The sequence below is a fragment of the Bacillus sp. UNC437CL72CviS29 genome (assembly GCF_000482345.1).
GTDB lineage: Bacteria > Bacillota > Bacilli > Bacillales > Bacillaceae_G > Bacillus_A > Bacillus_A arachidis.
In genome coordinates, this window is record NZ_AXVB01000005.1 from 53,056 (window position 1) to 68,064 (window position 15,009).

The 15,009-nt window shown below is 33.3% G+C and carries 14 protein-coding genes and 1 pseudogene; 11 read left to right on the forward strand and 4 right to left on the reverse strand.

What is annotated here, in order from left to right:
• Positions 1-12: 12 nt before the first annotated feature.
• A complete protein-coding gene (locus M014_RS29530) occupies positions 13-180 on the reverse strand; it encodes a hypothetical protein (protein ID WP_170833629.1) in 168 nt (55 codons plus the stop codon).
• 313 nt (positions 181-493) lie between these two features.
• Entirely contained in the window at positions 494-1,135 is a 642-nt protein-coding gene (locus tag M014_RS0105430; protein WP_026590811.1) for a cupin domain-containing protein, read from the reverse strand.
• A 272-nt stretch (positions 1,136-1,407) separates the two neighbouring features.
• Between M014_RS0105430 and M014_RS0105435 the strand changes: the two genes are divergently transcribed.
• The 5 genes from M014_RS0105435 to M014_RS0105455 all read left to right on the forward strand — a co-directional run bounded on the left by M014_RS0105435 (position 1,408) and on the right by M014_RS0105455 (position 6,647).
• The gene (locus M014_RS0105435; RefSeq protein ID WP_026590812.1) at positions 1,408-1,716 is read left to right on the forward strand and encodes a luciferase domain-containing protein; all 309 of its coding nucleotides are present in this window, start codon (positions 1,408-1,410) and stop codon (positions 1,714-1,716) included.
• A gap of 242 nt (positions 1,717-1,958) precedes the next feature.
• Positions 1,959-2,462, forward strand: a complete 504-nt coding sequence (locus M014_RS0105440; protein WP_026590813.1) for a GNAT family N-acetyltransferase — start codon at positions 1,959-1,961, stop codon at positions 2,460-2,462.
• Positions 2,463-2,696: 234 nt separating this feature from the next.
• Entirely contained in the window at positions 2,697-4,337 is a 1,641-nt protein-coding gene (locus M014_RS0105445; RefSeq protein ID WP_026590814.1) for a family 14 glycosylhydrolase, read from the forward strand.
• Positions 4,338-4,476: 139 nt separating this feature from the next.
• Entirely contained in the window at positions 4,477-5,760 is a 1,284-nt protein-coding gene (locus tag M014_RS0105450; protein WP_026590815.1) for a protoporphyrinogen/coproporphyrinogen oxidase, read from the forward strand.
• A 17-nt stretch (positions 5,761-5,777) separates the two neighbouring features.
• The gene (locus M014_RS0105455; RefSeq protein ID WP_026590816.1) at positions 5,778-6,647 is read left to right on the forward strand and encodes a sigma-70 family RNA polymerase sigma factor; all 870 of its coding nucleotides are present in this window, start codon (positions 5,778-5,780) and stop codon (positions 6,645-6,647) included.
• Between the two features lie 54 nt (positions 6,648-6,701).
• Here M014_RS0105455 and M014_RS29535 read toward each other — a convergent pair whose 3' ends face one another.
• Positions 6,702-6,860: a hypothetical protein gene (locus M014_RS29535; protein WP_026590817.1), complete on the reverse strand. Its 159-nt coding sequence runs from the start codon at positions 6,858-6,860 to the stop codon at positions 6,702-6,704.
• A gap of 314 nt (positions 6,861-7,174) precedes the next feature.
• Between M014_RS29535 and M014_RS0105465 the strand changes: the two genes are divergently transcribed.
• From M014_RS0105465 to M014_RS26455, 6 genes and pseudogenes are all read left to right on the forward strand, one after another.
• Complete coding sequence (locus M014_RS0105465) at positions 7,175-7,756, forward strand: O-methyltransferase (RefSeq protein WP_051588548.1); 582 nt, start codon at positions 7,175-7,177, stop codon at positions 7,754-7,756.
• A gap of 38 nt (positions 7,757-7,794) precedes the next feature.
• Positions 7,795-9,231 (forward strand): class I adenylate-forming enzyme family protein, encoded by a 1,437-nt coding sequence (locus tag M014_RS0105470; protein ID WP_026590819.1) that lies wholly within the window; start codon positions 7,795-7,797, stop codon positions 9,229-9,231.
• Between the two features lie 214 nt (positions 9,232-9,445).
• Complete coding sequence (locus M014_RS0105475; RefSeq protein ID WP_026590820.1) at positions 9,446-10,555, forward strand: toxic anion resistance protein; 1,110 nt, start codon at positions 9,446-9,448, stop codon at positions 10,553-10,555.
• Between the two features lie 24 nt (positions 10,556-10,579).
• Complete coding sequence (locus tag M014_RS0105480) at positions 10,580-11,413, forward strand: DUF3974 domain-containing protein (protein WP_026590821.1); 834 nt, start codon at positions 10,580-10,582, stop codon at positions 11,411-11,413.
• A gap of 319 nt (positions 11,414-11,732) precedes the next feature.
• A complete protein-coding gene (locus M014_RS0105485; protein ID WP_231503904.1) occupies positions 11,733-12,878 on the forward strand; it encodes a DUF6688 domain-containing protein in 1,146 nt (381 codons plus the stop codon).
• 399 nt (positions 12,879-13,277) lie between these two features.
• Positions 13,278-14,213 (forward strand): annotated as a pseudogene (locus M014_RS26455) (aminotransferase class V-fold PLP-dependent enzyme); the annotation flags it as partial.
• A 38-nt stretch (positions 14,214-14,251) separates the two neighbouring features.
• Here M014_RS26455 and M014_RS0105500 read toward each other — a convergent pair.
• The gene (locus M014_RS0105500; protein ID WP_026590823.1) at positions 14,252-14,581 is read right to left on the reverse strand and encodes a YkvA family protein; all 330 of its coding nucleotides are present in this window, start codon (positions 14,579-14,581) and stop codon (positions 14,252-14,254) included.
• Positions 14,582-15,009: the final 428 nt, after the last annotated feature.

Sequence of the window (15,009 nt, forward strand, 5' to 3'; positions counted from 1 at the left end):
AAAACGAAAATTCTATTTGTTTTTACCGCAATTACATCCTTTTTTCTTTACATACCCTTGGCGATATAGGCTTTGTGATGATTGATAATTGGAAGATTGTGAAGATGAAGTGCGGATATCTTTATTATTAGAAGAATCTTTGTTAGAAGAATAATTGTTAGAATCGTACTCTTTATTCATGATACCATCACCTCCAGTTTGATATATAGATAGTATATGTGAAAACTCTATTCATCGTTACTGTAGTTTAAGGTAATGAATATAATGAAAATATGAGAGGATTCGTACATACAAGATTTTGAAGAACAAAAAGGATGCTTACAGAGTAAGTAAACATCTTTTTAGAACTCATTTTTCAGCTTATTAACCGAAGTAAAGTGCAATATAATTTTTATAGGATCTTAAGTGAAAGGTACTTAAACTCTGATTTACTAGATAAAGAATATATTTGCGCTGTTGATATATAAATACACTTCAATGCTAACTTCTCCTATTAATACCCCCAATATGGATGAAATGGAAACTGTTGTTGGTAGTATGAAGGTGGCTGTTCGGAATAGGGGGGATTTTGATGTGTTGTATTGTACAAAGTATTTCGATTTTGAGTGCAGTTTGTCGGAGGCCCAATTACGGTAGTTGATTGAATAGGGGATACCGCTTTCTTCCACTCCTGTTCATCGAGACAATAGGTATGAGCCATTACAGTTGATGGTGTCAGTCTTAAAATATCTGAACCAAATATAACTTCTGGTGTAGGAGCGTTAAAAATTGCTAATAAATGTGTATGATCTACAGAGGCAATTTCATAATGCCACCAACCTTGGGGTACGTTAGCCACTTGACCTGGTTTAATAGGAAGATTAAGAAGTTGATTTGTAAATGGGTTAAGTATGGATACAATAGCTGCTCCAGAAATACAGTAAACAAGTTCAGCAGCATTTTGATGTACATGTGGCTCAACGACATTACCAGTGCTTAAAAAAATATCTAATAAAGATGTATTGTCTAATGTATTTAATTGTTTAATCCCTAGTACATTTATATAATTTTGCGCATCTTTTTTAAAAAAATTACTTGTACTTAAATCATGAGTAAAACGGACAGAGGGAGAAGTGTAATCTATATTGGAAGTCATTGGTTTTCCTACCTTTCTCTTTTGAAATAGGGTTAAATACATGGATTAGGATATGAGTCTAGTTATTTTAGTGTGCAGTATTGATTTTCCTATTTGTATATAAAGAATAGATTTAGAATGAATAAATGATGTTTTTTGAAAAAGCATAGGCTTTATTTACCTTGTAAAAATCAAACTATTTTCGTAAATACATTGATACCCTTGAGTGATGTAACGCTTAAAGAAAAAAGGTATTGTATTCTTACATCCAAATGATAAAGGAGTGAATGATTATGTCATATAGTGAAATGATTAGAAAAGAAGTACTGAGCTGGGAGGGTGTTTCTGAAAAGCCACATCGCTTTGGGGGAATTGAATTCAATTATAAAAAGAAAGAGTTAGGTCATCTTCATGGTGACAAATTAGCAGACCTTCCATTTCCAAAACCAAAACGGGATGAATTAGTAAATCAAGGATTAGTAAGTCCACATCATGTATTACCTGAATCAGGATGGATTAGTTATCATATAAAAAGCGTAGAGGATCTGCCGTTTGTCATTGAACTTTTTCGGATGCAGTATGATAGATTCGTAAAAAATTAGAGAAAAGTTGAAGTTGGTACTTCATTTACAAAATAACTAGGTATAAATACCTAGTTATTTTGTAAATCGCTGAGAAATTCTGATTATTTTTTGCTTTTACAAAGTAAGAATAGATGTGAAACGTACATATTTAAGGAAATAGAAAAAATATTAGATGAATTACAAAACTTTTTTGAATTGTATGTACGAATTCAGTTAATATATGAAAAAGTAGAATGTTGACTAAGGAGTATGAGGTGTTTATGAAAGAAGATATTAAGATTAGAGATGCAAAAATTAGTGATTTATCTAGTATAGTGGATATATACAATTCAACTATTTCAAGCAGAATGGTAACTGCTGATACAGAACCTGTTACTGTTACGAGCAAGGAACAATGGTTTCATGAACATTCACCTTCTTTTAGACCTTTATGGGTAATAGAATCGCAAGGTGAGATATGCGGATGGGTTAGTTTTCAATCCTTTTACGGTCGACCTGCTTATAATGGAACAGCTGAAATAAGTGTATACATTCATCAAATGCATAGAGGTAGGGGGATAGGTAAATATATCATACAAAAAGTGTTAGATACTTGTCCGAAACTCAAGATTAAAACATTATTAGCATTCATATTTGCTCATAATAAAGCTAGTCTTCAGTTATTTTCTTGTTTTGATTTTGAAAAATGGGCGCATTTGCCTAACGTTGCAGAATTAGATGGAATAGAAAGGGATTTAATCATTCTTGGTAAAAGGATTTCTTGATATTTGAGTGAAATATTATAATAATAGTGTAATAAGGTCAGTATAATAAGAGATTAAATTTGTATGTGAAAGTAGAAAATATGCAGTTGGATTTGAAAATAAACAAGTTAATTAATCTAGCTTGTTTATTTTCATTTCATTTAATATTATGCATAATTTCATGCAATCGATTGCGTATTTTGTTTTATAATGAAAACGGATACATAAAAATGTAATTTAAAGAGGAGAATGTCGATGAAAAATCAGTTTCAATATCTTTGTATTGTTATTTTGTCTATCGGGATGTTATTTGTATCATTATTAATTCCGCAAATTAGTTTTGCGGCTGTAAATGGAAAAGGAATGAATCCGGACTACAAAGCATATGTAATGGCCCCGTTAAAAAAGATTCCAGAAGTAACAAACTGGGAGACATTTGAAAATGATCTAAGATGGGCAAAACAGAATGGCTTTTCTGCTATTACCGTTGATTTTTGGTGGGGAGACATGGAAAAGAACGGGGATCAGCAATTTGATTTTTCATACGTACAGCGTTTTGCTCAATCGGTAAGAAATGCAGGTATGAAAATGATTCCGATTATTTCTACACATCAGTGCGGTGGAAATGTTGGGGATGATTGCAACGTACCAATTCCTTCATGGGTTTGGAATCAAAAAAATGATGATAGTCTTTACTTTAAATCTGAAACCGGAACCGTTAATAAAGAAACATTGAATCCACTTGCTTCAGATGTAATTCAAAAGGAATATGGTGAACTATATACGGCATTCGCAGCAGCTATGAAACCGTATAAAGATGTAATCACAAAAATATATTTGTCTGGTGGACCAGCTGGAGAACTGAGATATCCTTCCTACACATCTGCTGATGGAAGCGGTTATCCATCACGTGGAAAGTTTCAAGCATATACAGAATTTGCAAAATCAAAATTCCGTTCCTGGGTATTAAATAAATATGGTTCCTTAAATGAAGTGAACAAAGCGTGGAGTACAAAACTTACTTCTGTTTCAGAAATTTTACCACCAAGTGATGGGGAACTGTTTCTAAAGAATGGATATAATTCTTCATATGGAAAAGATTATTTAGAATGGTATCAAGGTGTTTTAGAAAGTCATGCAAAATTAATTGGTGAATTGGCACACAATGCTTTTGATCCAAGTTTTCAAGTACCAATCGGTGCAAAGATTGCAGGAGTACATTGGCAATATAATAATCCGGTTATGCCTCACGGAGCAGAAAAGCCGGCAGGGTATAATAATTACAGCCATTTACTCGATGCTTTCAAAAGCGCAAAGTTAGATGTAACATTTACTTGTCTAGAAATGACAGATAAAGGTAATTATCCGGAATATTCAATGCCTAGAACATTAGTACAAGATATTGCAACATTAGCTAATCAAAAGGGAATTGTATTAAATGGTGAAAATGCTTTAAGCATCGGAAATGAAGAGGAGTATAAACGAGTTGCAGAAATGGCTTTTAATTATAATTTTGCTGGATTTACTTTACTTCGTTATCAAGATGTAATGTATAATAATTCACTAATGGGAAAATTTAAGAATTTATTAGGTGTGACACCTGTTATGCAAACGATTGTAGTAAAAAATGCTCCTACAACAATAGGAGATACTGTATATATTACGGGGAATCGTGCGGAATTAGGAAGTTGGGACACGAAACAGTATCCAATTCAATTATATTATGATTCTCGTAGTAATGATTGGAGAGGAAATGTTGTGTTGCCAGCTGAAAGAAATATAGAATTTAAAGCGTTCATTAAAAGTAAAGATGGAACGGTCAAATCATGGCAAACAATGCAACAAAGTTGGAATCCAGTCCCCCTGATGACTACCAATTATGTAAGTTTATGGTGATTACATTATGTAAACAAAAAGATCCTTTAATATGAAATAAAGGATCTTTTTGTTTTTGAAGGAAAAATAAATCTTAAAAAATGTCACATTCAACTTCCTTCATCCGTCTTGTGTGTAAAACAATATGGAGGAAATTTATATGCAGAACTTTAATGTGGCAATTATAGGCGGGGGACTTGCTGGATTGACAGCTTCGATTTATTTAGCAAGGGAAGGTAAAAAAGTTGTTGTATTAGAGAAATCGAGTCGCTTTGGCGGAAGAGCAATAACAACGAATAAAAACGGCGTTCTTATGAATCTTGGGGCGCACGCTTTATATCGCGGTGGAGAAGCACTATCAACTTTTAAGGAACTCGGAATCAACATTCTAGGAGGAATACCTTCTACTAGTGCACATGGTATATGGAAAAATGATGTGTATACAATACCGACAGATTTTCGGTCAATCTTAGCTACACCATTATTTTCATGGTCTGCAAAAATACAATTTTTCCATTTGATGTTAAAGTTAGGGAAATTTGATTTGAAGACAATTCCTAAAATGAGTTTGAGTGTATGGGTAGAAAAAGAAATTAAAGATCCAATGGTAAGAAATATGTTTTATGCATTATGCCGAACATCGACTTACACATATGCTCCTACATTACAGTTAGCATCTTCTGTACTAAAACAAATACAACGATCAATGAAAGAAGGGGTTTTTTATGTCGATGGTGGATGGGAGACGATCATAACAAAGCTAAGAGACGAAGCTACAAATGCTGGCGTTCATTTTATAGCGAGTAAAAATGTAGTTGAAATTGAGCACTGTGGTCATATTCAAAGAATTCGTTGTTCTGGTGAGGAACTCTTTGAAGCTCCTACTGTTGTTGTTACTATACCACCAAAAGAAGCTTGTAAAATTATAAAGGGAGCAAAAGATACTGCACTACAAATATGGAAAGAACAGTCTATGCCAGTTACAGCAGCTTCGTTAGATCTTGGTTTAAGAAGGTTACCCAATCCATCATATCAATTTGCTTTAGGATTAGATCAACCTGTATTTTTTACGAATCAATCAAGAGCCGCTAAGTTAAGTGATGATGGAACGGTAGTAGTGGGATTGATAAAATATCACAATCCTGCATTACAAGCTAGTAACTTTAATGACGATAAAGTTTTGTTAGAACATACAATGGATTTATTACACCCGAAGTGGCAACAGGAGTTAGTTGAAAAGCAATATTTGCCTAAAGTAACAGTTGTATATGATTTCCCTCATATTGGTCGTACTGAAAATCCAGGGCCTGCTGTTCCTGAAATGCCAGGGATATATATTGCAGGAGATTGGGCTGGCCATGATGAATTATTAGCTGACGCTGCAGTTTCTAGTGGTAAACGAGCAGCACTACAAATTTTAGAACAAAGTAAAATCACAAATTGAAAGAGGGTCATGTGAGTTTGGAACTGGAGCAATTGTATCAAGCATATAAGCCTTTATTGTTTTCTTTAGCCTATCGTATGCTCGGGAGTGTTATGGACGCTGAAGATATTGTTCATGATACATTTCTTTCATTAGATCAAATAGAAGAGCTAGAGTCTGTTGATAATATAAAAGCGTATTTATGTAAGATGGTTACGAACCGCGCCATCGATAAATTACGTTCAGCAGCTCATAAACGAAATGTTTATGTTGGCATGTGGTTACCTGAACCACTCGTTGAAGAAAATGATGATCCTTCCATGACATATATAATGAAGGAATCTATTTCTACAGCGTATCTTTTGCTTTTACAACAGTTATCTGAAATTGAACGGGCAGTGTTTATATTACGAGAAGTTTTTGGTTACGATTATGATGAAATTGCATCAATTGTTGATAAAAACAATGCAAATTGTCGGCAAATCTTTCATCGTGCTAGAAAGGGCATTGTAGATAAATCGAAAGCTTCAAAATTAAGTATAAAGCAGATGGCTGCATATGTGGAACGATTTGTCGCATCTTTGCAGCGAGGAGACGTAAAGGCAATGCTAGAAGTGTTAAAAACAGATGCGATATTCAAATCAGATGGTGGAGGGAAGGTTACAACAGCTCTTAAACCAATTTACACATCTGAAAGGATTGTGCGCTTATTCTTAGGAGTTATCAAAACGTTACCAGAAGAACATTCCATTGCATTTAGAATGGTAAATGGTACACCTGGTATTATTGTAAATATAAATAATCGCGCTACGTATGTGCTTTCGTTTGAGTTTCAAGAAGAGAAAATAGCATCTATTTATATGATGATGAATCCCGATAAGCTTATGCATTTAAATGAGAATGTATAGAATGAAAAAGACGCATCTCAATAGAGATGCGTCTTCGATTTAAAATCATGTAAATTACTTCTCTAACATTTCAAGAGGAACATCCTTTTCGCCTAATATCTCGAACTTAATTTCTCCGTCCTCTTCGTAAATACGTTTAATAATCGGTATAGTTATCATTCGCTTTTTGTGCTGTTTACGTTTTCTAGCAGCGTCTAAATTAATCACGTTCATGTTCAAAGCATCCTTTCTTACATACAGTTATAAACAAAAGAAAATGCGTCCGAAAAGGGCGCTTTTTTAATTTGAAATACCGATTAAAAATGATTTTATAATTGCATTTTGATTGTAAAATAATGTGAATGGAATAATTACACGTAGAAATTAACTTTACCAAAAAACGAAACAATACGCTACAAAAAAATTCAATTCTTTGTCTTATAACAGGAAAAACCTATTCGTTTAGCATATAATGAAAGGTAGACAAACATAATCAACTTTCTCATCAATTTTTTATCATTAAATTTGTTGGAAAGGAGATAGATTGTATGAATTCATTAGAATTATTGTTGTTAGAGCTTGAAAAATACGGAAAAGAGCACGATAGTAAAAAAGAGAAACGAGAAGAAAAATTAAGAAATATTTCTCGTGAAATGGGACAATTTTTATCTATTTTAATAAAAGGGTGCGGTGCTCAAAGAATTTTAGAAATTGGTACTTCAAATGGATATTCAACATTATGGCTGGCAAATGCGGCTAAAGAAACGAAAGGAAATGTTACAACTGTTGAACTTTCTTCAGGACGAGTTGCAGAGGCACTTATGAATTTTGAAAAGGCAAATCTTAGATATCAGATTGATATTCATAATCAGGAAGCGGGGGCGTTTCTAGATACACAAGTAGAGTGTTCGTTTGACTTTATTTTCCTAGATTCAGAGCGTACTCAATATATGTGGTGGTGGGAAAATATAAAGCGAATATTAGAACCTAAGGGATTTCTGGTAATCGATAATGCAACTTCCCATGCAGAAGAGTTAGCGGAATGTATTCAGATGATTGAAGAAGATGATACGTTTGAAACAGTATTGCTAGGTTTTCAAAAAGGAGCGTTTGTAGCACGAAAAAAGTAAAAAATATAGCCATAACAAACAAGGGGATTCAATAAAAAATGCATATACATTCTTATTTTTATGAGCAGGCACAAAAAAATCCTGACTGCGTTGCACTTTCGGAACAACATAATAGTTGGACTTATAAAGAGTTGGCGCAGAATGTTTCAAATCGTGTATCAGTGCTTATGCAAGAAGGAGCGGCACCAGGGCATATTTTTATTATAAAGTTAGACAATTGTATGGAATGGATTCAAGATGCCCTTGCAGTTTCAGAAATTGGTGGAATTATACTGCCAGTTCATCCAGACGTTACAGAAATGGAATGGAAAACAATTGTAAGTAGAACGGAGCCTAATTGGATTATCACATCTAAAGGGAATGTATGTCAAACAATGGAGCATAATACCATCTCATTTCCTTTTAGACATGTGAATAGTAAGGAAGAGTTATACTTCTTTGGCTATACTTCAGGTTCAACGGGCACACCGAAAGGTTTTGTTAAAAGTCATCGATCATGGACTAGTAGCTTTAAAGGATGGAGTAAGGCGTTTTCGTTAACTGAAAGTGATCGCATAGTAGTTCCATTACATTTATCTTATTCAGCTCAGCTATACCCAGCACTTCATGCATTAGCTACAGGAGCTGAGATTATTTTATTATCTAATTTCACACCAGAGGCATTTTTCAAAGCGAAAGGCTCATGTGCTTCTATTACACCAGCTTTAATTGAACCTTTAACTCGTTATGCAAAGCAAAAACAAAGTGTACAGGAAATGATTCCGAGGTGTATGATTTCAGTTGGGACAAAATTATCGCCTATACAAAGAAAAAAATTTGAGGAATGTTTTTCTAAATCATTTTTGTATGAGTATTACGGATCATCAGAAATGGGGTATGCCTCATTATTAACACCAGAAGATGCAAGAACGGCACCTGAAACAGTCGGAGTACCATTCCCCGATGTGGAGATTGCTTTCTTTAATGAGAAGAAAGAACGAATAATAACTGATAAAGAAAATTTCGGGAAATTATTTGTTCGATCTGGTCAGGCTTTTGAAGGATATATTGAAAATGAAGAGCAAACAAAAGCTACTTTCATAGAAGATTGGGTAACATCACATGATATTGGTTTTCAAAGAAAAGATGGAAAAATTGTTTTAATAGGTAGAGACCGAGACGTTATAAAAGCTGCTGGGAGCTTTGTGTATGCTGGTGAAATAGAAGAGGTATTGAAGGGACTTACTGGTGTTATAGAAGCTATAGTGTTTGCAGAAAAAGATGATAATCGTGGAGAAGTCATACACGCTATTATTGTAAAGGAACCTTCTCAAACATTATTAGCTATTCAACGAGAGTGTCGTCAGAAATTAATATCATATAAGCAACCAAGAAATTGGACTATATTATCACAATTACCTAAGAAGCCGAATGGGAAGGTAGACAAAATAAAATTGAAAGCGGAATTACTAAACAATAAACCGGGTAATATGTGAAGAATCCGCCTTTAGCACGTAGCATTCTAGGTCTTAAGTCTGAGGAAAATAATGCACGAAACAGGTATACTTATGGTAAGAAACAGGGAATGACTGCATAAGCAGGAGTTTATTAAAAATCGATTTCAAACAAATATCATACATGTGGTATACGATATCTTAGATGAAATATAGTGCAAATAAATTCGCACATATAAATAAAGGAGCGATTTTGTTGACTGAATTAGAGAAAAAAGAACCTGTATCAGTAGCGAAAGATAATATGCAAGTAGTTGTTGATACAGTTATTAAAGATGAAGAACTTGTTGAACTGAATAAAGAAGCTGATTTATATGTGAAAAAGTTAAATAGTGAACAAAATACTGACCTTTCAAAAGTGTTATCCCAGCTCGGAGATTTAGGAGATAAAGAGCAGCAAGCAGCAGGTCAAACATTATCAGCATTAAAACGTCCTGTGACTGCAATGATGAACGGGAAGAATGAAGAGATTCCGAATACATTGCTAGAACTGCGTAAAGTCGTATCAGAACTTGATCCTAATTCATTAAAAGCGTCGGGTATGAAGAAATTTATGTTTAAAGTTTTTAAGAAAAATCCACTTGAAACGTATGTTCATAAATATCAATCTATAGATAAACAAATTGAAGAAATTATAAGATCATTGCTTATTGGACGTGACAATCTCCAAGAAGACACGGTTGGTTTAGAAATGCTAAAAGAGCAATCACATGATAAAATCCATGCATTGGATAAGCAAGTATATCTTGGCAGAAAACTTGCTAGTATGCTTGAAGCAGAAAAGCAAAATCCAGATCGTCAAAAGGATATTCCATTAATCAATGATGCGTTAGAAAAAATTCTTGTACGTACACGCAACATGCAGCAAGCAAAAAGTGTATTGTTACAATCTATCGCATCAGTAGACATCATTAAGAAAAATAACGAAAAGTTAACAGAGGCAATTCGTAATGCAATTACAATGACGCAAAACGTAGTTACTGTTTCAGCAGCGATTCAGCTAGCACTAACGAACCAACGTAAAACAATCGATGCGGTTAATGCGACGAATGAAGCAATCGAATCAATGGTATTAAGTAACTCACAAGCTTTAAAACAAAACACAGAAGAAACGACGAAGTTGCTTGAAAATCCAGCAATCAGCATGGATAAGCTGCGCGAATCATTCCAAAATGTATTTGCAGCTATTGAAGCATCTGAGAAATCATCAGAACGCATTATCGAATCAAGTAAGAAGTTTGTTATTGAACTTGATACATTTAATGATGAAATGAAGCAGAAGCTCATTCAGCGTCCAAAGAAATAAAAGGTCATTAGAGGAGGTGAAAAGATGGGTTTCTTCGAATTTGTTTTAATGATAGGTGGAATTTTGCTTTTGCTAGGGTTTACAGTTGTTGTTTTACTCGTTTACTTCGGTCGGAAATTTTACTTATCCTGGACGAAACCGTATAAGCGGGCACACGAATCAATTGAAAAATTATCAAATAAATCAACACCATTTTTACAAGAATTTACGCAGCATCCTCTGTTTTATCGCTGGATTCGTACAGAAGGAAAAAAAGAACAAAAAGCATTTAACACACTTTTTTGTGCGGCAGATCAACGTACAAGAGAACAAGTTTTCTCTATGTTACCGAAAGATAAACAGAAAAAAGTACATGTAATGGCAAAAACAACGAAAAAAGTTACAAATGAAGATATTGATATAACTGCAGTGAAAGTAAAGGATTTCTTACGGCAAGAAGCACAACAATCATCTAAGCCAACGGATCTATCGTTTTATAAATTGTATTTTTACGACCGTTATCCGGATGCATTAAATACTATTCAGGTGTATAAACGATCTGTTAATCCTTCATTACAAAGAATGGTTGATGAGATTACGATTTCGGTCTTAAATGCACTTCCTTACTATCAAGAACAACGTATGTTTGAACAACAACACAAACTGGAAACATTCTTAATGAAAGACTTAATCGCTATGTTGTCATTAGTAACACAGCTGCCGCCATCACAACGTCCTGAAAAAGAAGAAGAATTGCAAGTTTACTTACAAAACTTTCAAAAAGAAATGGAAGCGGTAGAACGAGATATTCGGGACTCTATTGATCATGATTTGAATGTGAAGATGAGAGCGGCGAAGGAGAAATTTAAGAATAAGTAAAGGAAAGCCTCTTGAGTAATTTACTCAAGAGGCTTTTGGTTTTAATATACATTTAAGGGGGATATTGTATATTTTCGGATTATAAAATGGTAAAATATACAATGTTATATTGAGATTTTAGAATGCTAAGTGGAAAGTGGTTATAAGTTGCACATTTAGTATGGTAGCCTATGAATCAGATAAAATGAGGGACTTAAAATGAAAAATCATTTTGAGGAGAACGATAAAAAAGAGAAAGATCGCTTTGAAAAAACGCTAATTTAAAAAATAGTAAATATCTCTTGTGAAAAATAGATCAAAATAAGGAGATCAGCCTATTGTGTTAATTATTATTTTTATTTTTCTCGTATTGTTATTACTTATTATCCCAATTGAAAGGATTTGGAAAAGTTTTCTACAAGAAAGAGAGATTACCGTAAATGTATTACAAATTAAGAATTGGGAATTTATATCTATTAGTATAAGCTATTTTATATTATGGTTAGGTATAATGGGAAATCTAAGGGACGTACAAGCAGGACAGCCTTTGCACAAATATGAATATAATGGTGTTATGCAAGATCAATATGCTTCTTTAGCCCCAGATCATATTTTCATTGTCGTATTTTTGTTTATTTTAGGAGGTTTTTCATATTGGAAATTAAGTTCAGATATAGAAAAGCTTTCGCCTGTTATGTATATTGTTTATAGTTCGTTATTAATCTTAAATGTTGTGTTTACAGTGGTTTATATAACACATACGGGTAGGACTGTTTATGCAGAATTTCTAAGATTAAGATATATTTCCGTTTTGTTTATTCAAGTTAGTGCTCTTTCAATCAGTTTATTATTTATATCTAAATTAAAAGATTCCTTGAGCTATTTGATTCAATGTAGGCAGAATAGAGATTATAAACAGGAAAACAAATTTATGAAGTTTTTATATCGTATTTCTTTTGGATATGAAAAGATGTCGAGAATTTGGATGATTAGTTTATTTCCTATTTTATTGATTGTTCAATTTATATTAGTGCTTTTTGGACAAAGACCAGATAGTTTTATTCGAGTGTTTTTAGAAACGAGTAGTTTTAATTATTCAAAAATCGCTGCACCTAGTCCTGAAATACTTTCTGGTGATGGACATTACCTGTGTACAGTTTCGGTTAAAGGACATAAGAAAATTGTTAAACCGCTTAGAGCTGGTATTAGGCATGGAGAAAGAATTACTGTAAATCGGCAGTTATTAATCGCAAATGCTTTTGAAAACGTTATTGAGGAATGTGCCCCAAAATGTCATAAAGTAATTCGGAATTTTTACGATAAATATGGTTATCCAATTAGCAAACATATCAACACAAAGTGGTCAGCCGATCTCATTTACATAATAATGAAGCCGTTAGAATGGTTTTTCTTACTCGTATTGTATACAGTAGATGAAAATCCTGAAAATAGAATCCACATTCAGTATAGTGAACTAAGAAAATAGCACTTTCTTTTTAAAACATATGCAAGATATAATCCCCTACAAGATGGAGTGGGGGATTTTTTATTATTACTTAGCTTTAACAGCGGTTTTACTAGAAGGGGTACTTTCATTGTGCAACTAATCCACCGTAGTTACTACATACATATAAGTCTCTCAAGAGGTAGCTGTTTTATCTACATAACTACCTTTTATTTGTTTGAGGATTTTATGCAATTCGTCTTGACTATTCTTCAGGATTCGACTAAGCGGGAACGGAATTATTGTTAATTTTGTATGCAGCTTGTCCAATATATAAGTGAATGGATTTGCTTGCATTTTCTTTTACCTGCCAATTTGTTGAAATATCATATGATGCAGCTGCAAAGCCGATATTTCAACAGATTTGAGGTTTAAGCTGCGATGGAGAATGTGAAAAAACGACTATTGCAAATGACAAAAGCTAAGCATTTGCAAATCATGCTTGGGACAGGGACATTAGCAAATGATTCAATCGCTTTGCAGCTAAAGTTATTAAAGAGACGTGGATTCATTTTAACAAATGGTGAGTTTGGGAATCGTTTAATCAAGCAGGTGATTCGAGTAAACTTATCGTTTGATACATATGAAATAGAAATTGGGAGACCATTTTTATACAATGAAATAGAGAAATTAGTGAAACATCAAGAGTATGAATGGTTATGGTTTGTTCATCACGAAACATCCACTGGTATGCTAAATAATTTAGAAGAGTTAATTGGAATTAGTAAAAAGTACGGTATTAAATTATGTGTAGATTGTATTAGTTCTATTGGAGCAATACAACCCTCTCTAGAAGATGTGTATTTTGCTAGCGGAGTTAGCGGAAAAGCGATTGGAGCATACACGGGATTATCTTTTGTATTTTACAATCATATTGTGAATGCAAATGAAACATTACCTACCTACATGGACATAGGAATGTATGAGGAAAACGGGAGTGTACCGTATTCTCAATCTTGGAATTTAATATATGCATTACAAGAAGCGCTAAAGAAATTTGAAGATGAAACCGAGTATAAGAAGATATATCAAACATATGCTTTTATTGAAGAAGCTGTTACTAATATGGGATTACAACTTGTATCTTCAGAAGAGCATGCTTCATCTATCATTCTTACAGTTGCAGTGGATAAAAAACTTTCTTCTAAGGAAATAGGAGATTCATTAGCTTTGTAAGGATTTATTATCCATTATGAATCATCCTATTTACAACAAAATAATTGGATCCAAATTGCTTGTTTAAATCAGTATAAAGAACGTGAAATGAAAAGAATGTTGGATTGTTTACGGATGCATGTGAAACGAGTGAATGTATAGTGAAAGACGGTTATGAAGGGCGAGTTTTTTTTCATGTATTATGTATGTGCTGAATCAAATAAGGATTCCATTTTCACTTTTCCCTTTTCTCGAATTTCTGCATTTGTATGTGCCATGATATATTTATGTGCCCAGGCAATTGCGATAACATCATCTAACAGACCAATCCCGATAATAGCTGCTAAATCTGGAATGAAATCTATTGCCCAAACGTAATAAGAGAGTGCAACTAATATAATCATTTTAGCTTTAAAAGGCAATCCGTTCTTTTTTAAGGTGTAATATAAAATAATGCTCTCATACACACCGGACTTACCTAACTTGGTTGCACCTTTTTTTAGTTTTTTCCATAGTTTCTGCTTCTCCATATTCTCACTCCTCATTTTATTTTTTCGTTCATATTGTAAATGTATATTTAACATTATGTAAAAACACGTAAAAATATAGATTTTTTAAAAGGATAGACAAACAATCGACAAAATCATCCTTTTTATCGTTTTATTCTTATTGCTCATTTTTATAAGAATAAAAAAGAAGATAGGAGGAGAAAACATGTGGCTTTTGTTTGAGGTAATAGCAGATAGTATATAATTTTATCCCAGGACTGACTCGAAGCTAAAGTGTCATATTGTAAAGTTAAATGAAGGTATAAGATACATAAGTTTTATTTAGAATAATCGAAGAATTAAGAAAGTTATTTGGTTGTTTCCAATAAGGCATTATTACCAATGTTAAAAAAGGAACAGAAAGAATTTCTTCAATTAATACATAGCGCACATGAAAAAGGATCTAAGAA